The sequence below is a fragment of the Arthrobacter sunyaminii genome (genome assembly GCF_018866305.1).
Classification (GTDB): domain Bacteria; phylum Actinomycetota; class Actinomycetes; order Actinomycetales; family Micrococcaceae; genus Arthrobacter_B; species Arthrobacter_B sunyaminii.
The window spans coordinates 1667083-1688992 of record NZ_CP076456.1; the positions used below are offsets into that span (position 1 = coordinate 1667083).

The window sequence follows — 21910 nt, forward strand, 5'->3', positions numbered from 1 at the left end:
GCTGATGCCCACCGAGCAATCCGCGCTCCCCGGCAAGCAGGGCCCGGTTCCCGTCAGTTCCCTGCCCGAACGGGGCCGGGTCTACAGCGGCGGGTACGTGGAGTCCATCACCGTGGTTCCGGCGACGGAGCCTCCGCGCTTCACCGCCATGGTGGAGGACCGCGAAGCCGCGTACCGCGATCCGGCGTCCCGCAAGCCGCGTGCCCGGGTCCGTCTCATCTGGATTGGACAACGCCGTGTGCCCGGAGTGGAAGCCGGCACCCAGCTGGCGTTTGAGGGCATGGTCAGTACCGTGGGAAGCTATCCCACCATCTACAACCCCCGTTATGAAATCATCGGACGTCCGGAGAACGAAACATGACTGAGCGACCCGGCAGCGACCTGCCCGAATACCGTCGGACGGCTGAGCCTTCCGGCGGGAACCCTCAGGCCGAGGAGCAACAGGCGACACTCGGCGACGTCGCCGGTGCCTACGCGGCCAAGGCGGGAGTGGAACGCGGAGACGACGGGCAGATCGATGTGCTCAAGTCAGTCGGCGGGGTGCGCGGGCTCGCGGAGGCCATTGTTCCCGGCCTGCTCTTTACCTTGCTTTTCACGCTGACGTCGGAGCTGTACTTGTCGCTCGGCGCAGCAGTGGCTTCGGCGGCGGCCTTCTCAGCGGCCAATCTGGTGCAGAAACGTCCCCTGATGCAGTCCCTGACAGGGGTAATCGGCGTCATCATCTGCGCCGTCTTCGCCCTGCGCAGCGGCAGCGGGACAGAGTTCTTCCTGCCGGGCTTTTTCGTCAATGCCGCGTACATCCTGGCGTTTGCCGTTTCGATTGCCGTCCGCTGGCCGGTGGCCGGACTCCTGTTCGGATTCATCCGCGGTGAGAACCTGGAATGGCGGGCAAGCCGGAAGCGGATCCGCGCCTATGCACTGGCCACCTGGATCATCATCGCGGTGTTCGCCCTGCGCCTCGGCGTTCAGCTTCCGCTGTATCTGGCGGACAACGTGGGGGCGCTGGGCACCATGCGCCTGGCCATGGGCGTTCCCCTGTATGCCCTGGGGCTGTGGCTGGCCTGGATGGTGTCCCGGCCGTTGACCCAGCAGGAGTCCGGGAAGCACCCGGGCTAGGACGTTTCAGGCTCGGAACCGGGCCGGGACCGCTCAGGCAGCAGGACGGCCCGCAGCTGGTCTTCGGCTGCGATGGTGCAGATAAAGAACAGTTCGTCGCCGGGCTCAATGACGTCATCCCTGCTGGGGGTGATGGGGGCGTCGTCGCGGAGGATAGCCGTCACCGTGGTGTCCAGGGGCCAGTCAATGGACCCGAGGGTCTTGCCGGTCAACGGCGAATCGGACGGAACCGTGAACTCCACCATCGAGGCCACTCCGGTTTGCAGCGTAAGCAGCCGTACCAGGTCGCCGACCTCCACGGCTTCCTCCACGAGGGCAGTCATCAGGCGCGGTGTATTCACTGCCACGTCGACACCCCAGGAATCATCGAACATCCAGTCGTTCTTGGGATTGTTCACCCGGCCCACGGTGCGTGCCACACCGAACTCGCTCTTGGCCAGCAGTGAGACCACCAAATTGACCTTGTCGTCCCCGGTGGCGGAGACCATAACGTCGGCCTCCTCCAGCCGGGCATCCTTCAGCGTGGTCAGCTCGCACGCGTCGCCAATCAGCCAATGCGCGCCCAACAGTCCGCTGCGTCCCACCACCTCGGGCTTTTCATCAATGAGAAGTACCTCGTGGTGGTGGGAAAGAAGCTCCTTGGCGATGGAGGACCCCACACTCCCGGCGCCTGCAATCACAACTTTCACTGCTTCTCCCTGACCGGCGCAACCGAAAGGATGCGGCTGATTTCGCTGGTGCGCTCCACGTTCATCATGGCGTGCAGGACATCGCCCTGCTGGTAACTGGTGTCCGGGCGGGGGAGTATTCCCTCGCCGAACCGGGTGACGTAGGCGATACGGACCTCGGCTGCCTGTTCAATGCCGCTGAGCGTTGTGCCCAGCCAGCCCTCGTGCAGGGACAGTTCGCCCAGGATCAGCCGGCCGGATGACTCGCGGAAGTCTCCGTTAATGCTCTGCTCCGGCAGGATGCGCCGCAGCACCTGGTCGGCGCTCCAGCGCACTGCCGCGACTGTGGGGATGCCGAGCCGCTGGTAGATTTCCGCGCGTCCGGGGTCGTAGATCCGTGCCACCACATGCGGGACGTGGAACGTCTCGCGCGCCACCCGGGTAGCCAGAATGTTGGAATTGTCACCCGAAGAAACGGCTGCGAAGGCGTAAGCCTCCTCGATTCCGGCCTCTCTGAGGGTCACCCGGTCAAAGCCGACGCCGGTGACTTTCCGGCCCGTGAAGGTGTGCCGCAAACGCCTGAACGCCCGCTCATCCTGGTCAATGACGGCCACGGTATGCCCGGCATTGTCCAGTGTGTGGGCCAGCGACACGCCCACTCGCCCGCATCCCATGATGACGTAATGGGCCACCTGCCACCTCGGTTCCTGATGATCGACTGCGAAAAAACCCAACCGCCAGCATAGACCTGTGAAGGCGGGCGTGCGGTCCGGCCTGCGGGCCCGGCGAATATGCACCGGGGCGCAGGCATGATGTGATGGTCTTTTAGGCTCCATCAGGAAGTATCCGGCACTATGACGACCGACACCACTGCATCCGAGATCGAACTCACTATTGGCGCCCCCGCCCACGGCGGCCACTTTGTGGCACGGCACGAGGGGCGCGTGGTCTTTGTCCGGCATGCCCTGCCCGGCGAGCGGGTCCGCGCCCGCCTGACGGAAGCGGGCGACGGCGCCAAATTCTGGCGTGCGGACGTCGTGGAAGTGCTCGAAAGCGTTCCGGGCCGGGTGGAGCACTTCTGGCCTGAAGCCGATGCGCTGCGCGCTGCTTCCCGCGGGCGGCTGCCCGTGGGAGGTGCCGAGTTTGGGCACATTGAGCTGCCCTTGCAGCGCGAGCTTAAGGCACAGATCTTCGCGGAGCAGCTGAGCCGGCTGGCCAAGGAAGACCGGACGGTGACGGTTGAGCCTGCCGTTGAAGAGCGGGAGGACGGCCTGCACTGGCGGACGCGCGCCAGCTTTTCGGTAGCCCCCGGCGGCCGGCTGGCCATGCACGCGCACCGTTCCGAGGAGCTGATTCCTGTCCAGCGGATGCCGCTGGCCGTGGACGCCGTGAACGATCTGCAGCTGTGGGACGTGGACTTCAGCGGCGTCTCCCGGGTAGAGGTGGCCGTTCCGTCAACCGGCGCACCCCTGGTGCTGCTAATCCCCGCTGCAGGCGCGCACCCCAAGGCACTGGGCCGCATCGCCTCCGCCCTTCCCGAAGGAACCTCCATTGCGTCCTGGGACCCCGAAACCTCAACCCTGAACCGGCTCCGCGGCCGCACCTGGGTGCAGGAGAGCGTGCTGGGGCATGACTACCGGGTGACCGGTGCGGGTTTCTGGCAGATCCACCGCAGCGCGCCCCTGACTCTGGCGCAGGCTGTCCTGGACGGGCTCCAGATCCAGCCGGGTGAGCAGGTTGCCGACCTGTACGCCGGCGCCGGTCTGTTCACGGCCCCGCTGGCCGACGCCGCGGGCGAATCGGGACGCGTTCTGTCCGTTGAGGGTTCTCCCGGAGCCAGCCGCGACGCCCGCAAGAACCTGTTTGCCTCGCCCCAGGTGGAAATCCTGCAGGGACGCGTGGACAAGTCGCTGGCCGCCTACGAGGGCCGCCTCGACGTCGTGCTCCTGGACCCGCCGCGTGTCGGGGCAGGCAAGGACGTGGTGCGCCGGATTGACGCCGCCGCCCCGCGCACGGTGGGCTACGTTTCCTGTGACCCGGCGTCGTTTGCCCGCGATCTTGGCTACTTCAAGGATTTGGGCTGGCAGCTCGATTCGCTGCGGGTCTTCGACCTCTACCCGCACACCCACCATATGGAGTCCTTTGCAGTCCTAACCCGCCCGTAACCGTTTGTAACGGGGCCTTGACGGTCCGTGTCGCAGGGCGCACGGCTATCCTCCCCGTCACATGGGGGTGTAACGGATAGTATAGGGAGCAGTTGTGCAGATCCGCGCCGTGTTGGGGAGCCTTTGCCTGCTTAGGCGGGCAGAGTTTTCGTTCGGCAGTGGGGCAAAATCCGGCAGGGAAAATAGTCCACCATTTTCCCTGCCTTCCCCTGTGGTTTGCCGGTTAGGGAGTCCTAACTGGCATGCCGCGGACCGCTGGACAAAGATAAAACGGTGGCGAGAGGAGTCCTATTATGACTAATGTGGACAGCTTCGGATCCAAAGGCGTACTAAACGTCGGTGGAAACGAATATGAAATTTTCCGGTTGAATTCCGTCGAAGGTGCAAAGAGCCTTCCGTTCAGCCTCAAGGTCCTGCTGGAAAACCTGCTGCGCACCGAAGATGGTGCCAACATCACCGCAGATCACGTACGTGCACTCGCACAGTGGGATGCAAATGCAGAACCCAGCACTGAAATTCAGTTCACCCCTGCCCGGGTCATCATGCAGGACTTCACCGGCGTCCCCTGCATTGTGGACCTGGCGACCATGCGTGAAGCCGTTGCAGAGCTTGGCGGAGACCCCAAGCGGGTCAACCCGCTGGCGCCGGCCGAAATGGTCATTGACCACTCGGTCCAGATCGACGCCTTCGGCAACTCCGGCGCCCTTGAGCGCAACATGGAAATCGAATACCAGCGCAACGGCGAGCGTTACCAGTTCCTTCGCTGGGGCCAGACTGCCTTCGATGACTTCAAGGTTGTTCCCCCGGGAATGGGCATTGTCCACCAGGTCAACATCGAGTACCTGGCCCGCACCGTCATGACCCGTGAAGTTGACGGCGTCCTGCGTGCCTACCCGGACACCTGCGTCGGCACCGACTCCCACACCACCATGGTCAACGGCCTGGGCGTGCTCGGCTGGGGCGTTGGCGGCATCGAGGCCGAGGCAGCCATGCTCGGCCAGCCCGTCTCCATGCTGATCCCGCGCGTGGTCGGCTTCAAGCTCACCGGTGAAATCCCCGCCGGCGCCACCGCCACCGACGTTGTTCTGACGATCACCGAAATGCTGCGCAAGCACGGTGTTGTCGGCAAGTTCGTAGAGTTCTACGGCGAAGGTGTCGGCGCTGTGCCGCTGGCCAACCGCGCCACCATCGGCAACATGAGCCCGGAATTCGGTTCCACGGCCGCCATGTTCCCGATCGACGACGTAACCCTGGACTACCTGCGCCTCACCGGCCGTTCCGCGGAAAGCGTGGACCTCGTTGAGGCCTACGCCAAGGAGCAGGGCCTGTGGCACGACCCGTCCGTTGAGATCCAGTACTCCGAGTACCTGGAACTGGACCTCTCCACGGTTGTTTCCTCCATCGCCGGACCGAAGCGCCCGCAGGACCGCGTTGAGCTGACCAATGCCAAGGAACAGTTCCGCAAGGACCTGAAGAACTACGTCCACGAGACTGTTGAAGCCGAGAGCGGCACTGTCGACGAGACGCTGGAAGAGACCTTCCCGGCCTCGGACGCGCCGTCGTTCAACGCCAACGCCACTCAGGTGGAAGACCGCGAGCACGACCTGGTGGAGAAGGCTGACGCTCCGGCTGAACGCTCCACCAACTCGGTGCCAGTCACCATGGCAGACGGCCGCAGCTTCGAGCTGGACCACGGCGCTGTGTCGATCGCCTCGATCACCTCCTGCACCAACACGTCCAACCCGTCGGTGATGATGGCAGCAGCAGTGCTGGCCCGCAACGCCGTCGAAAAGGGCCTCGTCACGCAGCCGTGGGTCAAGACCTCGATCGCTCCGGGTTCCAAGGTAGTCACCGACTACTACGAGAAGTCCGGCCTGATCCCGTACCTGGAGAAGCTTGGCTTCTTCGTGGTCGGTTACGGTTGCGCCACCTGCATCGGCAACTCCGGTCCGCTGGAAGAAGAAATCTCCACGGCCATCCAGGAAGCCGACCTGGCGGTCACCGCAGTCCTCTCCGGTAACCGCAACTTCGAAGGCCGGATCAACCCGGACGTGAAGATGAACTACCTGGCCTCCCCGCCGCTGGTTGTCGCTTACGCCCTGGCCGGCACCATGGACTTCGACTTCGAGAATGACCCGCTGGGCCAGGACGAAGCCGGCAACGACATTTTCCTGAAGGACATCTGGCCGAACCCGGTCGAGGTTCAGGAAATCATCGACGCCTCCATCAACAAGGAGATGTTCAGCAACAGCTACGACACCATCTTCGAAGGCGACGACCGCTGGAAGTCCCTGCCCACCCCCGAAGGTGCAACCTTCGAGTGGGATACGGAGTCCACGTACGTCCGGAAGCCCCCGTACTTCGAGGGCATGAAGGCCCAGCCGGAGCCCGTCACCGACATCGAGGGCGCCCGCGTCCTGCTGAAGCTTGGCGATTCGGTCACCACCGACCACATCTCCCCGGCCGGTTCCTTCAAGTCCGACACCCCGGCAGGCCGCTACCTGCTGGAGCACGGCGTCGAGCGCAAGGACTTCAACTCCTACGGCTCCCGCCGAGGCAACCACGAGGTGATGATCCGCGGTACGTTCGCGAACATCCGCATCAAGAACCAGCTGCTCGACGGCGTTGAAGGCGGTTTCACCCGCGACTTCAGCCAGGCAGATGCACCGCAGGCCGCCGTCTACGATGCTTCGGTCAACTACCAGGCCGCCGGCATTCCGCTGGTTGTCCTGGCAGGCAAGGAATACGGTTCCGGTTCCTCGCGTGACTGGGCTGCCAAGGGTACCGCCCTGCTGGGCGTCAAGGCCGTCATCGCCGAGAGCTACGAGCGCATCCACCGCTCCAACCTCATTGGCATGGGTGTCCTTCCGCTGCAGTACCCGGCCGGCGTCAACGCCGAGTCCCTGGGCCTGACCGGAACGGAAACCTTTGCGGTTTCCGGCGTGACCGAACTCAACAACGGCACCACGCCCAAGACCGTTACGGTCACGGCTACGCCGGAGAACGGTGAAGCCATCACCTTCGACGCGGTCCTTCGCATCGATACCCCGGGTGAAGCGGATTACTACCGCAACGGCGGCATCCTGCAGTACGTCCTGCGCCAGATCACCGCTAAGTAGCAAGGCGCTCCTCACCGCAACTGAAGCGGTTTTGAGGATTTGGGAGCCCCGCCGGCCGAGTTTTTGAACTCGGCCGGCGGGGCTCTTTGCCTGTTGTGGAACAGGAGCGGCTCCTTCAAGCGTTAGAGTTAAACGTTGTGACGGTGTGCAGTGCCGTTGCCTAAAAGCAAGGGAGACGCCCGTTGGGACTTCTGGAAACCATCCGTGATCCGCGGGACCTCAGCAAGCTCACCACGGAGCAGCTGGAGCGTTTGTCTGCGGAAATCCGGTCCTTCCTGATCAGTAATGTTGCCCAAACCGGCGGCCATCTTGGCCCTAACCTGGGCGTTGTGGAGCTGACCGTGGGAATCCACCGGGTCTTTGACTCGCCCCGGGACAGCATCGTTTTTGACACCGGCCACCAGTCCTACGTGCACAAGATCCTCACCGGGCGCCAGGATTTCTCGACCCTTCGACAGCAGGGCGGGATGTCCGGCTACCCTTCAAGGGCCGAGTCTGTGCATGACATTGTGGAATCCTCCCATGCTTCCTCGTCACTGTCCTGGGCGGACGGCATCTCCCGCGCCCGGCAGCTCACCGGCGAAGGCGACCGCTACACCGTGGTGATGGTGGGCGACGGCGCCCTGACCGGCGGCATGGCCTGGGAAGCCCTGAACAATATCGCGGCGGACCAGCGCCGCCGGGTCGTGATCGTGGTCAACGACAACGGACGCTCCTACGCACCCACCATTGGCGGCCTGGCCGACTACCTCGCGTCCCTGCGCCCCACACTGGACGCCGTGCGCACCCACCGCGCGTACGAGAACACGCTCGGATGGTGGAAGCAGCGGCTCCAGCACGGCGGCCCGGTTGGCAGGTTCACGTATCACAGCCTGCATGCAGCCAAGCGCGGCATTAAGGACTGGTGGGCGCCGCAGGGTTTGTTTGAAGACCTGGGCATGAAGTACATCGGTCCGATTGACGGACACGACATGGCGGCCGTGGAACGTGCCCTCATCAAAGCCCGCAACTACAACGGTCCCGTGATTGTGCACGCGATGACGGAAAAGGGCCGCGGTTATGCTCCCGCCCGTGCCAACGTGGCAGACCAGTTCCACGCCGTGGGCATCATCGATCCGGAAACCGGTAAGCCGGTTGAGCCGGGCAGCAAGCAGTCCTGGACATCTGTCTTCGCGACGGAGATCGCCGACATTGCCGATGAGCGCGAAGACATTGTGGGCATCACCGGTGCCATGCTGATTCCGGTTGGCCTGCACCGGTTCGCTGAGAAGCATCCCGAGCGGGTGTTCGACGTCGGCATCGCCGAGCAGCACGCCCTCACCTCTGCGGCGGGCATGGCTTTCGGCGGGCTGCACCCCGTCGTCGCGCTTTACGCAACCTTCCTGAACCGGGCCTTCGACCAGCTGCTCATGGATGTGGCCCTGCATAAGGCCGGCGTAACCATTGTGCTGGACCGCGCCGGAGTCACCGGCCCCGACGGCGCCAGCCATCACGGCATGTGGGACATGTCGATGCTGCAGATCGTGCCGGGCCTGCACCTGGCGGCCCCGCGTGATGCCACCCGGCTGAAGGAAGAACTGCGCGAGGCTGTCGCCATCAATGATGCCCCCAGCGTGGTCCGGTTCTCCAAGGGAACGGTTGGCCCCGACGTGGATGCGCTGGAACGCACCACCGACGGCGTGGACGTGCTGGCCCGCCGTCCCACGGGTGAAAAGTCCAATGACGTCCTGATTGTCAGCGTCGGCGCCATGGCCGAAATGGCCCTGCAGGTGGCCGGCCGCCTCGGTGACCAGGGCATCAGCTCCACTGTGGTGGATCCGCGCTGGGTCCTGCCCGTGCCGCGGTCGATTATCCGCATGGCGGCCGAACACCGGATCGTTATTGTGATCGAGGACGGCGTGCGCGCCGGCGGTGTCGGGTCGCGGATCCGGCAGGAAATGCGGGCCGCCGGTGTGGACACCGCGCTGAACGAGGTTGGTCTTCCAGTGGAATTCCTGGACCACGGCACCCGCGGGGAGGTCTTGGAGCGCGTCGGGCTGACTGCCCGGCAGGTGGCCAACGACGTCGTCGCGCAGGTTCTGGGGACCAAGGTCCCGTTCGCCCGCCCGCTTCCCGGGCAGGAAATGCCCACCGGCCAGATTCCGAAAATCCAGTAGGCGCCGCGGATAACCGCTAGTGGCAGCTGCAACCGCAAGGGGTGGACCATGACACAGCAACAACCGGACATAGCTGTCACCGGTGCCACCGGTGCTCTGGGCGGCGCGGTCGCGCGGCTGCTGGCAGAGGCCGGCGTTCCCCAGCGGCTGCTGGCCCGCCACACTGCCCGGCTGCCGGAGCTGCCCGGAACGCCGTCGTACGCGATTACCTACTCGGACCGGGGGCACTCCACCCGTGCCCTGGAAGGCGTGCAGACGCTCTTCATGGTGTCGGCGGCGGAGAGCCGGTACCGGCGCCAGGACCACCGCACCTTCGTGGACGCCGCCGTCGACGCCGGGGTGCGCCATATCGTTTACACCTCCTTCATGGGGGCAGCACCGGATGCAGTGTTCACGCTCGCCCGTGACCACGCGGACACAGAGGAATACATCAGGGCCAGCGGCGTGCAGTACACCTTCCTGCGGAATTGCCTCTATCAGGACGTGCTGCCGTCGCTCGTTGGCCGCGACGCTGTGCTGAGGGGCCCGGCGGGGACCGGCCGGCTGGCAGCCGTGGCGCGGGCTGATGTGGCCCGGACGGCGGCCCGTATTCTCACAGAACCGCTGCCGCACGCCGGTGCGGCCTATACGCTCACCGGGCCGCAGGCCCTCACCTTCGAAGAGATCGCTGAAATCCTGACGCGGGTGACGGGCTCACATGTGAGCTACCACAATGAGACAGTGGAAGAGGCCCTGGAATCACGGCAGGTCAGCGGCGTAGAGCAGTGGCAGATCGAGGCGTGGGTGAGCACGTACACGGCCATTGCGGAGGGTGAGATGGGTGAGGTCAGCGCAGACGTACAGCAGTTGACCGGTACCGCTCCGATGGGGCTCGAAGAATACCTGATGCAGCGCTGAGCGCTCCAGCGCGGCTACTGGCCATGACTATTTGGGGCGCAGCGGGTATCGGATTCCGCTGTTCTTCTCTAGTGTCAAACCATGGCTGAGCAGAACCTTGACCACGTCCTTCTGTTTCTCGACGAGTGCACCCTGGCCGGGCTTGATGAGAGTGAATCGGTGCTGGCCGCGGACCTGTACGGCATGTACATGATTTGGTGCGAGAACGGCGGCCGGGAACCTGCCCCGGTTCACCATTTCTACGGAGCCGTCCGCGAGGCGGGTCTTGCGGAAGTGACCCGTCACTCCGAACGCGCCTATGAGGGCGTGCTGCCGACGGGGCCGATCCCCGTCCAATACATCATGGAGACGGACAAGGCCCCCGGTCCCAACACCAATCCGTTTCCCTTTAGCGGTTAAGCTTTACGGCGCTGCGGGGCATGCCGGGGCGCTGAGGTTCGGTAGCGTGGGCTCCATGACTTCTTACAACAGACTCGGAAATTCCGGCCTCACCGTCTCCACTGTGGGACTGGGCTGCAACAACCTCGGACGACCCGGAACACCCACCGAAGTTCAGGAGGGAACCGACGCCGTCGTTAACGCGGCCATTGACGCGGGAATCACCCTCTTCGACGTCGCCGACAGTTACGGCGCTGTTCCGGGGCTCAGCGAGGAAATGCTCGGCAAGGCGCTGGGGAACCGGCGCGGGGACGTAGTGCTGGCCACCAAGTTCGGCATGGACATGAAGGGCGTAAACGGCCGGGACTTTGATGCCCGCGGTTCGCGCCGGTACATCGTTAAGGCTGCGGAAGCTTCGCTGCGCCGTCTGGGCACGGACTGGATTGACCTCTACCAGTTCCATACACCGGATCCGCTCACGCCGATCGAGGAGACCCTCGCGGCTTTGGATGACCTGGTCACCAGCGGCAAGGTGCGCTACATCGGCCACTCCAACCGTGCCGGCTGGGAGATTGCCGAAGCTGAGTTCACTGCACGGATGGGCGGCTACACCCCGTTCATCTCGGCGCAGAACCACTACAACCTGCTGGACCGGCGCGCAGAGCTTGAGGTTGTTCCCGCAGCGGAAGCCTACGGGTTGGGCATTCTGCCCTACTTCCCGCTCGCCAACGGATTGCTGACGGGCAAGTACAGCAGCGGCAAGGCCCCCGAGGGCAGCCGGCTGACGCACTCCCGGCAGAACCTGCTGGACAATGCTGATTTCGACCAGCTGGCTGAATTCGGCACATTCGCCAAGGACCGCGGGCTCACCGAAGTTGAGGTGGCCTTCTCCTGGCTGGCCGCACAGCCTGCTGTCTCTTCAGTCATCGCCGGTGCCACCTCGGTTGAGCAGGTGCAGCAGAACGCCGAGGCCGTTTCCTGGGAGCCGTCGGAGAAGGATCTGGAGGAACTGGACCGGATCTTCCCGCGGATGCCGAAGGTTGCCCTGTTCTAGTTCTCGCATCCCGTCGCCTTGGGTGCGCCGGAGGATCCGGAACGGCGGCAACGAAAATCCCTGCTCGCAGAGCTCGCCGGGATTATTAAAGCCGCCTAACCCGGGCCCTCCGGCGTCATGCACAGCCCTGCTCACCCCGGGTGTCAAACACCAGGGGGCAGCAGTTGGCGGCGATACAGGTTGGCCGGGCTAGTAATCCGCGAACATCTGCCGGTCGCGTCCACACGGACTTTCAATTGTCGTCCGGGCGGGGTCAATCAAGGCCTGTTCAGGTGCCGCAAGTTCGTGCGTCGTGTGGGCTGGTTTCGTTCACGGCCCTTGCTGGCCCGGAGTCGAATGACCCGGATCGACGGTATGCCCGGGTTCTCGGGGAACGAAGATCCGAACTTTGGCGCCGTCGTCCTGTACCAGCGCACCAGAGGGCTGCCCACGTACCGCACCTATGAGTACAAAGTCCCCAGCCGAACCGGCGAAATTCAGGGTGAGCACGACATACGCGGTTAGCCGGAAATCAGCGGGAAGCAGAAACCATGCTGCGAGCAGGACAGCTCCCCACACGATGCACGGCGCCAAGGCTGCGATCACGAAACTTCGGTGGCTGAGGTACGCCCGGCTTCCTGCGGTGAGGAAGGGGAAAGCCATCCCGTAAGAGGGCCGAATACCGGTCAGAACATGTACTGCAACGCCGTGGGTCGCTTCGTGAACTGCCATATAAACGAGGACGGAAATCGCGGTCACTGCGATGGTGCCCCAAAGACTCCAGCCAGAGGTGAGAGGCAGAGCGAACACCAGAGCTGCGGTGCCGGCAGCAAGGACAATGAGAAGGAAGAGAGACTGGGTGGCGAGCTGGAACTTCCGCTCGCTTTTGATATCGATGGTCTGGTGGAGGAGATAACCAGTCGGGAGTGCTGAAATCCCGCGTGCCTTGGCCTGACCTGTCATGCCTTTCCTCCGAGTCCGCCTTCTCCGTGCTTGCAGCCGTCCCAGCGAGTGCAGCACACTGCAGCGCCCGCGGCAAGAGAGACTGGGGCGGGGTCCAAACGTGCACCGGAGGTGCCGTGGCATGGATTGACAGTCGTCCGTCGACGCATAATCCTGCTAAACGGCCGGTGATTGTCCCGGCATGACGCGATCAGCAAAGACCGTGAGGCGAAGGAGGGCAGCGTGGGAACAATCTCCCTGGACCTGTTTATGAGCATCGACGGTGTGTATCAGGGCCCTGGCAGCGCTGACGAGGACCCGTCTGATGGCTTCACCCTCGGAGGCTGGCAGGCAGCCTATTCGGACGCCGAGTCGGGTCGTGCGATTATGGCCGGCATAAACCGGATGGACGCGCTGCTGCTTGGGAGAAGAACCTACGACATCTTCGCCGGCTACTGGCCGCAGCGCGGAACTTCGAACCCCATTGCCGAGAAGTTCAACTCCATGGACAAGTACGTCGTGTCCCGGACAATGGACGACGCCGGCTGGCAGGGGACGGCGGTCCTCCCGGAAGTTGAACAGGCAGCCGGTCTCAAGGGTAAGTATGAGGACATCCACGTTGTGGGCAGCGGTGCCCTCGCCGGGTCGCTGCTGGACTCCGGCATCCTCGATCGACTCAACCTCTTCATTTATCCCTTGACGTTGGGTACCGGCAAACGGATCTTCACGGCAGGAAGAAGTGTGCCGGCGGCTTTCACGTTGGCCGGGACACCGCAGGCCTTTCCTTCCGGGGTGCTCCGCGTGGTCTACGATCGCTCAGGTGCCCCAGTGACGGGGATTACTGCGGGGGAGTAGGTCGCTTTGCTGCTTCGGCCGCGGAACCGGGAAGCCGCGGTTTGGAGCAGGTCCAGAAAAACGCTGAAGCCGCCTCCTGGGAGCCGTCGGAGAAGGACCCGGAGGAGCTGGACCGGATCTTCCCGCGGATGCCGAAGGTGGCTTTGTTCTAAGCCTTTTGGCCGAGCGGCACCTTGGGTGCGCAGGAGGTCCCGGAACGGCGGCAACGAAAATCCCTCGCTCGCAGAGCTCGCCGGGATTATTAAAGCCGCCCTAACCCGGGCCCTCCGGCGATGGTGTACCCGACAGCATCCGGGATCAGGGATCGAAGCAACCGCAAACGTCGAGACCTCCCGCTGACGGTGTCGGTCAGGAAGTCTCCGAAATGATGACTCCATGGATTTTTACTATCCTTAATAAGGAGCCATCTCGTCGCGTGGCCGAGACTGCGGCCAGGGAATAGGGTGAGCGGCGCGGGGCTGCCCTTCCATCCCCAATCCGGAGAGAGGAACCCCTGGTGCAGATTACCACCGCGAAGCTGGCGGGTATCGCCGCCGCTGTAGCCCTTGTCGCCGGGGCGGCCGGAGGAGTAGCCGGTGCCAGCCTTGCCGGTGACAGCACTCCCGACGTCATCGAGACGCCGCAGCCGACCGTGTCCGCGATGGCCCCGACGCTGCCCGCCGAAGTGCAGGATGCCCCTGAGGTGCCCGCTGAAGTCGTCCAGCAAATTGAAGCAAACGTAACCGTCAATGACGTGGATATTACCGACGCCCGCGTCTACACGGTCGCGGACATTGACGTAGTGGTAGCAGTGGTTAGCAGCGTTGATGTGGACGTTAACGCCGTCGGCATCTGGACTATGGAAAACAACGTCATTGTCGGCGCGGCGAATGCCCCTGCCGCCGAAACCACAGACTTTGAGCAGGTCGACCCGCCCTCGGAAGTGGCGGAAGTGGCCGCTGAAGCAGAAGTCCCTGTGGGCGCTGTGCCCGCGGCAGGCGGCGATCGCGTCCCCGCCGCCCAAGCGGTCCCACCGGAAGTGGTGGAGGGGATTATCCGCCTGAATTGGGAAGGTGACGACCCATCACTGTACTTCGAGGACCCCGTAACCGCCGGGATGGTGGTCGCTGAAGGGCGTTACTACGTGGCTCTTTCATTTCGGGTGCAGGACTACGAAAGCAACGAGCATAGTCACGGCGTGGGCGTATGGGTAGGCGATGCTCTGGACCGCAAGTCCCTGGTGCCGGCCAACAATGCCACGCGCCGCTTCACTCCTACTGTTCCGCAGGCTACCGACGCAGATCCGGATGCCGTTTCAGCCGCGATGCGCACCGTAGGGTGGGGGTGGGACAGAGGGCGCAATTAGTGCGGCCAATGGCGAGACCACAGAAGCATGGTTCTTATGCAATCCGCCCTGGCAGACCGTCGACGCGAACATCCGTGCTGAAGTCCAGCTCGACGCAGCTTTCCATGCCTACTCAAGTAACACGGCGTGATCCGGCCCTTCGTCGCGCATCGAACGGAGACGGTGCATTGCGCGCCTCTACGGACAGCAGCGCATCCTCGCTGCGGTTGAGAACAAAGCTGACCCAAATGCCCGGCTACATCGTGGACCGTCGCCCAGGATCATGCACAGGTCGATGTCCTCGGGACCGGCCTCCGCACCTTCGTCCAGCGTCCGGCCAATCTCATCTGCCAGCGCGCGTGTGCGGCAGCGTTTAGCGAGGGGGGGCGGGAGGGGGCAGGATCTGCACGCAACACCTCTCGGTCCGCTGGCAGCAATTACGGGGTCTCCTCCGTGCCGCGGATGAAGGACGCGGCCCCTGGACCGGCCAATTCGTGGGGGAGCACGGGACGTCCGGACACTGCAAGCAGCAACACGATGGCCGGACCACGCACCTCCGGGCCGGACCCATGACTAAACCCTTCATCCGTTGCCACCAGCCGCCAGCCTTTGGCACGTTCCTTGCCGCCTCCGGTTTTGACGCTTGTTTTCAGTTGGTACTTCAGCGCAGTGACAACATGGGCAGGGGGATACGTTCGGTGAATCCCCACGGGGCGCCGGATATCCTCGCCGTGGATAAACGCTTCAACCAGTCGAGTGGCGAGGGGAACCGGCGGTCCGGTTTTTCTGGCTTGGACTGACTTCAACCTGTCCAATGTGCGGACGGGGTCTTCCGCACATTCCCGGGCGACACCCAGGGCGTTGGCGCGGTCAAAATCGAAGCGGGCAGCGATGAGGCTGCCGACAAAGCCTAATCGGTTGGTTTTCGCCGTATCGACAAGATGAGCAAGCACGTCGTGCACACTCCAGTCCGGGCAGAGGGACGGAGTCTGCCACAGTGAGGGCTGCAACTGCTCCAGATCAGAAATCAAAGCGCGGCGTTCCTCGTGCACCACAGGCCAGATGCGGGAACCAGCCCCTGATGATGTCCTGAAGGGAAGAGCTTTCACCATGGTCAGGACTCTAACCTGAACCCACGCCGTTTGGCGGACCAGTCTTCAAACCGGATTGTGCCGGACGGTGCTCAGCTGTGCTCACCGCTGGTGTCGAAGCCCAGGGGCAGCAGCTCGCGGGCAGCGATGCACACCGGTCCCGCCGCCGTTGGCATAATCACCTCGATGCCCGGATAGTAGTCGGCGAGGATCTGCCGGTCCCGGCCGCACGGACTTTTGACTCCCCGTCCGTGATTACCCACCGCAACAATGTGGGTCAGGTCGGTGGCGCCGGCGGCCCTTGCCGCCCCGAGTGCAACGAGTTCGGCGCACGGACCACCGGTGAAATGGTAGAGGTTGACTCCAGCGAACATGCGGCCGTCGGCGGACCGGACTGCTGCGCCCATGGTGTGAATGCCGTCTTCGCCTGGGCCTGCGTCGGTAGCTTCATCAATAGTCGTGCGGGCCAGCTCAGTAAGTGCCTGTTCGATGACCGGAAGGGTGCCGGGTCTTTGGTTTGGGTTTTCATTCACGGGCCCATGCTAGCCGCTGGCTGCAGCAGCAGCGCGCCAGTAAACACGGCCAGCGTGTACGCTCAACTGATGTCTCTTGGCCGCGGATTCAGGGTTCTTTGGAGCGCCAACGCTGCATCGAACCTTGCAGACGGGCTGGCGTTTGTTTCCATGCCGCTGCTGGCGGCATCCCTGACGGATGACCCGCGGTGGGTGGCCGGTCTCGCAACGGTTTACGCCCTGGTGCGCCTGCTCGTGGCGCTGCCCATTGGTGTCTGGGTTGACCGAACGGATCGGCCCACGCTTCTCGCGTTCGCCAATATTCTGCGTGGCTGCACTGTCCTGGCGTTCGCACTGTGCCTCCAGTTCGGAGCAGGCAGCCTGCTTCTGCTGTACATAGTGTTTGCGCTCATCGGAACTCTGGAAAGCGCCGCCGACAACGCCTCAATGTCACTCGTTCCCGCCCTCGTTCGTGACCGAGACCTGGACCGGGCAAACGGCCGCATCTCAGCAACCCAGATTATTGCCGACGAATTCGCCGGCCCGCCGCTCGGGGGACTTCTCTTCGCTCTCGCGGCGGCGGTTCCGATCTTCGCCATGGGCGGGCTCTGGACAGCAGCCGGTTTCCTGGCCCTGGCGCTGCCCAAGCGGCTCACGGGTGCAGCCATCGCAGGGGTCACCGAGCCGAAGTCCGGACGCGCAACGCTGTGGGCAGAGGCAGCAGCCGGTGCCCGCTGGTTGGGCGGAAACCGGGTGGTCGGCGCCTTGGCGCTCATCGGTGCACTGGCCAGCGTGGGCTATATGCTGCCCTTCTCGATTCTGGTGCTCTTCGCGCAGCAGCAACTCGACGTCGATTCCGCCGGGTATGGCGTCATCCTCGCGGCCTCCGCCTTCGGCGGGTTGGCCGGATCCTTTGCAGCACCCCGGATCCGTTCAAAGATCGGATACCGGTGGACTATCGCCGCCAGTCTCCTAACGGGTGCTGTCTCCCTTCTCGCCCTGTCGGCCACCAACAACGGCGTGGTGGCGGCACTCCTGCTGGCGGCCTACATCCTACATCCTTCATGCCGTCATCTGGGGAATCTGCGCAACATCGCTTCGCCAGCGCCTGGTGCCGGATGAACTTCGGGGCCGGGTCAATGCGGCTTCACGCGTGTTGGCGCTCCTCGGCCTCGCTCTCGGATCCGCGCTTGGCGGCGTGCTCGCCGTCGTGCACATCGCCCTGCCGGTGTTGGCCGGCGGTCTGGTGTTCCTGGTGTGCGCCGTCGCCGCCGTCTTCCTGTTCCGGCCAACGGACCCGCGCAACCGCAAACCGACCCGTGCCAGAGCAGTAACGCGTTGACCCAGGCTCCCGTCTCGCTGTGGGCTGACGGTGCGATGACATACGTTGGGCGTCCTCCCGTCGGGACCGGGTCCCCCCACGGGCAGATGAAGACTTGTTAATCTGCGTTTCATAGTGGCCTCATAAACGGTTGGCACTATGAAGGCATGCAAACCACGCGACGAGTATGCCTGTTGGGAGCGATGCTGCTGGTGCCCGTGCTCCTGGCGGTGGCCGGAGGCTTGCTTTCAGCGCCTGCCGGGCCGCCGAAGGTGGACACGAGCCCGGTCCAGTTGGGCCCGGGACCCGACGGCACTCCGGCTCTCGGCCTGGAGCCCCGGGAAAGTCCGGCGCCCAGCCACCCGTCCGCCAACCCGGATCCGCCTACACCGGCGGTTGAGACCCCGCCGGCAGTCCCCGTCCCGGCCCCTGCGCCTCCCGCAGCTCCCATCCCGGTGCTTCCCCCGGTGGTCATTGATGACGACGACGATGATGACGGAGCGCCGGATGACGACGCCGTCGACGGAGAGCCGGACGACGAATGACCATGATCAAAGCGGATCAGGTCCGCGCTTCCATTCCGGCTCCTCCTGAACGGCGTCCCCTGGGCAGCTGTGCTGAGCCGAGGGCCGGCTCCAGGGTTCCCGCCCGCTGGCGGATCGCCGGCTGGATTCTCCTGATCACGGCCCTGACCCTGCTGGCGGTCCTGCTGACCATGAAATCGTTGCTCCTGAACGGCACCCGTGCGCAGGTTCACCAGGACATCACCCAGGAGTTGCAGGAATTCCGTGCCTTCGCCGCCGAAGGCGTCGACCCCACCACCGCCGCTCCATTCACCTCCATCGAAAAAATGCTGGAAGTCTTCCTCAGCCGACAGGCGGCAGCCCGGGGTGAAGTCATCGTGGGGAGCATCGGACAACGAGTTCTGTATACGCCGGTTGGGGCGCTTAGCTCGCCCACCGGCGGCCACAACCTCCCCGAAGATGAAAAGCTGATGGACGGCATCCGCTCCGGCAATGCTGCTTCGGGCATAGCCCAAACCAGTGCGGGGGAGATGCAGTGGGCCCGGCTCCCGGTCGTCTCCGGGAGCGAGACCGGCCACCTGATCGTCGGCGTCTACATGGCACCGCGGGAGGAAGAGGTCGCCGACACCGTCCTGACCATCTTCTTCGTTTCACTGGGCGGGTTGGTGGTGACCGCGGCCATGGCGTGGCTCGTCGCCGGACAGATCCTCTCGCCCGTCCGTGAAGTACGCCGGGTCGCTGAGGACATTTCGGAAACCGACCTCACGGCGAGAGTGCCGGTGCGCGGAAACGACGACATTTCCGCCCTGGCGGTGACCTTCAATACCATGCTGGACCGGCTGGAATCGGCCTACCTGACGCAGCGTGCGTTCGTGGATGACGCCTCGCATGAGCTCCGCACTCCCATCACCGTGATCCGTGGCCATTTGGAACTGATGGAGGACAACGAAGCGGACCGAGGCCGGACCCTGGCCCTGGTTGACAGTGAGCTGGCGAGGATGGGCCGGATCGTTTCGGACCTTTTGCTGCTGGCCAAGGTGGACCGCCCCGGTTTTGCCCAGCCGCGGGCAACTGACACTGCGGCACTGCTGCTGGATATTGAAGCCAAGGCTCAAATTCTGGGTGCAAGGGGCTGGCCGATCCTGGAGATTGCCGAGGGGCGGATCACTGTGGATGCGCAGCGCATCACCCAGGCGGTGCTGCAGCTTGCCACCAATGCCTGCCAGTATTCACCTGAGGGAAGCACCGTCAGCCTGGGTTCGCGGTTCGAGGGAGAAGGGTCCGGACGGCGGTTCACCATATGGGTATCGGACCAGGGACTCGGGGTGGACGAGCAGGAAGCATCCCGAATTTTTGGCAGGTTCCACCGCGGTCAGGCAGCGAACGGAACGGCGGGGGCACGGCCGGGGGCCGGTCTTGGCCTGGCCATCGTGCGCGGCATCGCTGAAGCCCACAACGGCACGGTCTGGGTCCGCAGCAGACCCGGGTACGGCGCAACCTTCGGCATGACAGTTCCCTCCCCGGAACCTCCCTGTGACCTGATCGAATCCAGTGCAGACAGCGCACAGCGTCACGACGGCGCTGCCGAGGGCCCGACCAACCACGCAAAGGACGAGAACCGATGAGCAGGGTTTTGATCGCTGAGGACGACCGGCGGATAGCAGATTTCATTGAAAAGGGTTTGCGGGCGGCAAACTACACCTGCATCACCGTGGACGATGGTGCCAGCGCGCTCCTGCTGGCACGGTCGGGCGGGTTCGGCATGATCATCCTGGACATCGGTCTCCCCACACTGAGCGGATTCGAAGTGCTGGAACGGCTCCGCAGCGAGGGGTCCAAAACTCCGGTCATCGTCCTGACGGCGAGCGATTCGGTGGCTGACACGGTGTACGGGCTGGAGAGCGGCGCCAACGATTACATGACCAAACCGTTCCAGTTCGCGGAGCTGCTGGCCCGGGTCCGTCTGCGCCTTCATGACGACACAGATGCCGCGCCGGTATCAACACTCACCCACGGGGACATGGTGCTCGACATGCGGAGCAGGCGGGTGCGCGTCGGGGAGTGCACCGCAGACCTGACGGCCCGCGAGTTCTCCCTGCTGGATGTCTTCCTGCGCCATCCCGGACAGGTCCTGAGTCGGGAACAGCTGATCTCGCACGCATGGGATATGGACTTCGATCCGGCGTCAAACGTGGTGGATGTCTACGTGCGCGCATTGCGGGCCAAGATCGGGACAGGCAGGCTGGAAACTGTCCGCGGCGCGGGATACCGGCTGACATGAGCGAAATCTACTACAGCACCGCAGACCATGACGCGGACCGTCGTCCGGCGGCCGCCGCCACCGGCAGGCGTTTCCCTGGCACTCTTAGGCTTGCCGGCACCGTTGTCCTCGTACTCGCACTCGGCTTGATGGCTGCCCTGGTGGTCAACGCAGTCAACGGCTGGGGGCTGGGCGGACCGGCGGCCGTCACGCTGTGCATCTTCATCGCGGCGGTATGGTTCTGGATTTTCTCGCCGGTGGAGGATACCTATGTGGCTCTGGGTGCCGCCGTCGCGCTGGTGATCAGCGGGGTGCTGCCTTCGGAGAGCCTTTTTGCCGCGCTGGGGGAGGACACGGTCTGGCTGCTCATGGCAGCCTTCGTTATCGCCAGCGCTGTGGCATCCACGGGCCTGGCCGGCAGGGGCGCGGCGTTCATAATTTCCGGCGCCCGATCAGTGCGCCAACTGGCCCATTTGTCCTGCCTGGGCCTGATCGTGACGGCCTTTGCCATTCCTGCCACATCGGGGCGGGCGGCCCTGGTCCTTCCGATCTTCCTCACGCTGCGGCGCGTGCTGCAGGACCGGCCGACCGTGGTGAAGATGCTGGCGGTGCTGTTTCCTACGGTCATCCTGCTGTCCGCCGTCAGCTCGTTCCTGGGCGCGGGCGCGCACCTGATCACCAGCCAGATTCTGCAAGCAGCCGGCTATCCCGGTTTTGGCTTCGCCTCCTGGCTGCTGCTTGGGCTGCCTCTGGCCTTGGCCGCATCGTTCCTTGCCACGGAACTGGTCCTCAGGCTCTTCACGGACCGGAGTGACCGTGCAGAACCGCTGCGCATCAATACCGCCCGGTTGCAGGAGGACAACCCGCAGCGCATCAGCGGACCTCTGGCACTTGCCGAGCAGCGTTGCCTGCTGCTGCTCTGCACCGTCGTTGCACTGTGGTGCACCGAATCGATTCACGGACTGGACCCGGCCCTGGTGGCGCTCATCGGGGCGCTGGTGGTCTGCCTGCCGGCCTACGGGGCAACCGATCTCGGAACGGCGCTCAAGACAGTGCCCTGGTCGATGCTGATCTTCATGGCGGCCACCCTGGCCCTGGGATCCAGCCTGGTGTCGACGGGCGCGGCAGACTGGCTGGCGTCCTTGATCCTCGGGCCGGTTTCCTTCTTCGGTGCGGCCAAACCTTATGTCTTCGTCGTGGTCGTTGTCGTGGCTTCAACAGCTGCCCATCTGGTCATTCAGTCTCGCTCGGCGCGCTCCGCCGTCCTCATCCCGGTCATTGTGGCGTCTGCTGGTGCGATGGGGGTGGAACCCATGGCGGCAGCCTTCGCGTCCACCGCGGCTGCAGGTTTCTGCCACACCTTGACCAGCTCGGCCAAACCCGTCGCGATCTTCGCCGAGACCGGCGGGCACGTGAACTACGTCCCTGCCGATCTGCTCCGGCTTTCCGTCTGGTTGGCACCGCTCAGTGCCGGGCTTGTGCTGCTGTTCAGCCTTGCGGTATGGCCCCTGCTGGGCCTGCCGATCATCTCCTTACCGTAACCCCAAGA

At 64.3% G+C, this 21910-nt stretch carries 21 protein-coding genes; 16 read left to right on the plus strand and 5 right to left on the minus strand.

The window, feature by feature from the left end; genetic code table 11:
* Window positions 1-4: 4 nt before the first annotated feature.
* Complete coding sequence (locus KG104_RS07305) at window positions 5-361, plus strand: hypothetical protein (RefSeq protein WP_104103068.1); 357 nt, start codon at window positions 5-7, stop codon at window positions 359-361.
* Window positions 358-1116, plus strand: coding sequence for a DUF3159 domain-containing protein (locus KG104_RS07310; RefSeq protein WP_207346587.1), 759 nt, complete (start codon window positions 358-360; stop codon window positions 1114-1116). Before KG104_RS07305 ends, KG104_RS07310 begins: the two co-directional genes overlap by 4 nt.
* Here KG104_RS07310 and KG104_RS07315 read toward each other — a convergent pair.
* Both KG104_RS07315 and KG104_RS07320 read right to left on the minus strand, forming a co-directional pair.
* A complete protein-coding gene (locus tag KG104_RS07315) occupies window positions 1113-1805 on the minus strand; it encodes a potassium channel family protein (protein ID WP_104054615.1) in 693 nt (230 codons plus the stop codon). The two genes, KG104_RS07310 and KG104_RS07315, sit on opposite strands and share 4 nt — an antisense overlap.
* Window positions 1802-2476 (minus strand): potassium channel family protein, encoded by a 675-nt coding sequence (locus KG104_RS07320; protein ID WP_104054614.1) that lies wholly within the window; start codon window positions 2474-2476, stop codon window positions 1802-1804. Before KG104_RS07320 ends, KG104_RS07315 begins: the two co-directional genes overlap by 4 nt.
* 162 nt (window positions 2477-2638) lie before the next feature.
* On the opposite strand from KG104_RS07320, the gene KG104_RS07325 reads away from it, so the two are divergent.
* The 6 genes from KG104_RS07325 to KG104_RS07350 all read left to right on the plus strand — a co-directional run bounded on the left by KG104_RS07325 (window position 2639) and on the right by KG104_RS07350 (window position 11553).
* Window positions 2639-3949, plus strand: coding sequence for a class I SAM-dependent RNA methyltransferase (locus KG104_RS07325; protein WP_104160813.1), 1311 nt, complete (start codon window positions 2639-2641; stop codon window positions 3947-3949).
* 293 nt (window positions 3950-4242) lie between these two features.
* Window positions 4243-7068, plus strand: a complete 2826-nt coding sequence (locus KG104_RS07330) for an aconitate hydratase (protein WP_104160814.1) — start codon at window positions 4243-4245, stop codon at window positions 7066-7068.
* Between the two features lie 182 nt (window positions 7069-7250).
* Window positions 7251-9224 (plus strand): 1-deoxy-D-xylulose-5-phosphate synthase, encoded by a 1974-nt coding sequence (dxs, locus tag KG104_RS07335; protein ID WP_104160815.1) that lies wholly within the window; start codon window positions 7251-7253, stop codon window positions 9222-9224.
* Between the two features lie 48 nt (window positions 9225-9272).
* Window positions 9273-10121 carry an SDR family oxidoreductase gene (locus KG104_RS07340; protein ID WP_104160816.1) on the plus strand — a complete coding sequence of 283 codons (849 nt, stop codon included), beginning with the start codon at window positions 9273-9275 and terminating at the stop codon, window positions 10119-10121.
* Window positions 10122-10202: 81 nt separating this feature from the next.
* Window positions 10203-10520 (plus strand): hypothetical protein, encoded by a 318-nt coding sequence (locus KG104_RS07345; protein WP_207346588.1) that lies wholly within the window; start codon window positions 10203-10205, stop codon window positions 10518-10520.
* Window positions 10521-10575: 55 nt separating this feature from the next.
* Window positions 10576-11553, plus strand: coding sequence for an aldo/keto reductase (locus KG104_RS07350; RefSeq protein WP_207346589.1), 978 nt, complete (start codon window positions 10576-10578; stop codon window positions 11551-11553).
* A 309-nt stretch (window positions 11554-11862) separates the two neighbouring features.
* On the opposite strand, the gene KG104_RS07355 is transcribed toward KG104_RS07350, so the two are convergent.
* Entirely contained in the window at window positions 11863-12495 is a 633-nt protein-coding gene (locus KG104_RS07355; RefSeq protein ID WP_207346590.1) for a DUF3267 domain-containing protein, read from the minus strand.
* Between the two features lie 222 nt (window positions 12496-12717).
* Here KG104_RS07355 and KG104_RS07360 point away from each other — a divergent pair, with 222 nt between their 5' ends.
* Together KG104_RS07360 and KG104_RS07365 are read left to right on the plus strand one after the other, a co-directional pair.
* Window positions 12718-13329: a dihydrofolate reductase family protein gene (locus tag KG104_RS07360; RefSeq protein WP_207346591.1), complete on the plus strand. Its 612-nt coding sequence runs from the start codon at window positions 12718-12720 to the stop codon at window positions 13327-13329.
* Window positions 13330-13825: 496 nt separating this feature from the next.
* On the plus strand, window positions 13826-14674 hold the full coding sequence (locus KG104_RS07365) for a hypothetical protein (RefSeq protein ID WP_207346592.1): 849 nt from the start codon (window positions 13826-13828) through the stop codon (window positions 14672-14674).
* A gap of 416 nt (window positions 14675-15090) precedes the next feature.
* On the opposite strand, the gene KG104_RS07370 is transcribed toward KG104_RS07365, so the two are convergent.
* Both KG104_RS07370 and KG104_RS07375 read right to left on the minus strand, forming a co-directional pair.
* Entirely contained in the window at window positions 15091-15765 is a 675-nt protein-coding gene (locus tag KG104_RS07370) for a maleylpyruvate isomerase family mycothiol-dependent enzyme (protein WP_207346593.1), read from the minus strand.
* 71 nt (window positions 15766-15836) lie between these two features.
* Window positions 15837-16277, minus strand: a complete 441-nt coding sequence (locus KG104_RS07375) for a cytidine deaminase family protein (RefSeq protein ID WP_207346594.1) — start codon at window positions 16275-16277, stop codon at window positions 15837-15839.
* A gap of 69 nt (window positions 16278-16346) precedes the next feature.
* Here KG104_RS07375 and KG104_RS07380 point away from each other — a divergent pair, with 69 nt between their 5' ends.
* The 6 genes from KG104_RS07380 (at window position 16347) to KG104_RS07400 (ending at window position 21902) form a co-directional block, all read left to right on the plus strand.
* Window positions 16347-17378 (plus strand): MFS transporter, encoded by a 1032-nt coding sequence (locus tag KG104_RS07380; RefSeq protein ID WP_237686797.1) that lies wholly within the window; start codon window positions 16347-16349, stop codon window positions 17376-17378.
* Window positions 17368-17598 (plus strand): hypothetical protein, encoded by a 231-nt coding sequence (locus KG104_RS18060; protein WP_237686798.1) that lies wholly within the window; start codon window positions 17368-17370, stop codon window positions 17596-17598. Before KG104_RS07380 ends, KG104_RS18060 begins: the two co-directional genes overlap by 11 nt.
* A gap of 146 nt (window positions 17599-17744) precedes the next feature.
* Complete coding sequence (locus KG104_RS07385) at window positions 17745-18122, plus strand: hypothetical protein (protein WP_207346595.1); 378 nt, start codon at window positions 17745-17747, stop codon at window positions 18120-18122.
* The gene (locus tag KG104_RS07390; protein ID WP_207346596.1) at window positions 18119-19726 is read left to right on the plus strand and encodes a sensor histidine kinase; all 1608 of its coding nucleotides are present in this window, start codon (window positions 18119-18121) and stop codon (window positions 19724-19726) included. The genes KG104_RS07385 and KG104_RS07390 overlap by 4 nt, the downstream gene beginning before the upstream one ends.
* Window positions 19723-20382 carry a response regulator transcription factor gene (locus tag KG104_RS07395; RefSeq protein WP_207346597.1) on the plus strand — a complete coding sequence of 220 codons (660 nt, stop codon included), beginning with the start codon at window positions 19723-19725 and terminating at the stop codon, window positions 20380-20382. Before KG104_RS07390 ends, KG104_RS07395 begins: the two co-directional genes overlap by 4 nt.
* The gene (locus KG104_RS07400) at window positions 20379-21902 is read left to right on the plus strand and encodes an SLC13 family permease (protein ID WP_237686799.1); all 1524 of its coding nucleotides are present in this window, start codon (window positions 20379-20381) and stop codon (window positions 21900-21902) included. The genes KG104_RS07395 and KG104_RS07400 overlap by 4 nt, the downstream gene beginning before the upstream one ends.
* Window positions 21903-21910 lie beyond the last annotated feature (8 nt).

Coding starts and splice junctions, on each gene's coding strand:
- KG104_RS07325 (WP_104160813.1), top strand. CDS start 2,639: ATGACGACCGACACCACTGCATCCGAGATCGAACTCACTATTGGCGCC.
- KG104_RS07350 (WP_207346589.1), top strand. CDS start 10,576: ATGACTTCTTACAACAGACTCGGAAATTCCGGCCTCACCGTCTCCACT.
- KG104_RS07385 (WP_207346595.1), top strand. CDS start 17,745: ATGCAAACCACGCGACGAGTATGCCTGTTGGGAGCGATGCTGCTGGTG.
- KG104_RS07310 (WP_207346587.1), top strand. CDS start 358: ATGACTGAGCGACCCGGCAGCGACCTGCCCGAATACCGTCGGACGGCT.
- KG104_RS07380 (WP_237686797.1), top strand. CDS start 16,347: ATGTCTCTTGGCCGCGGATTCAGGGTTCTTTGGAGCGCCAACGCTGCA.
- KG104_RS07340 (WP_104160816.1), top strand. CDS start 9,273: ATGACACAGCAACAACCGGACATAGCTGTCACCGGTGCCACCGGTGCT.
- KG104_RS07390 (WP_207346596.1), top strand. CDS start 18,119: ATGACCATGATCAAAGCGGATCAGGTCCGCGCTTCCATTCCGGCTCCT.
- KG104_RS07395 (WP_207346597.1), top strand. CDS start 19,723: ATGAGCAGGGTTTTGATCGCTGAGGACGACCGGCGGATAGCAGATTTC.
- KG104_RS07370 (WP_207346593.1), bottom strand. CDS start 15,765: ATGGTGAAAGCTCTTCCCTTCAGGACATCATCAGGGGCTGGTTCCCGC.
- KG104_RS07400 (WP_237686799.1), top strand. CDS start 20,379: ATGAGCGAAATCTACTACAGCACCGCAGACCATGACGCGGACCGTCGT.
- KG104_RS07330 (WP_104160814.1), top strand. CDS start 4,243: ATGACTAATGTGGACAGCTTCGGATCCAAAGGCGTACTAAACGTCGGT.
- KG104_RS07305 (WP_104103068.1), top strand. CDS start 5: ATGCCCACCGAGCAATCCGCGCTCCCCGGCAAGCAGGGCCCGGTTCCC.
- KG104_RS07355 (WP_207346590.1), bottom strand. CDS start 12,495: ATGACAGGTCAGGCCAAGGCACGCGGGATTTCAGCACTCCCGACTGGT.
- KG104_RS07345 (WP_207346588.1), top strand. CDS start 10,203: ATGGCTGAGCAGAACCTTGACCACGTCCTTCTGTTTCTCGACGAGTGC.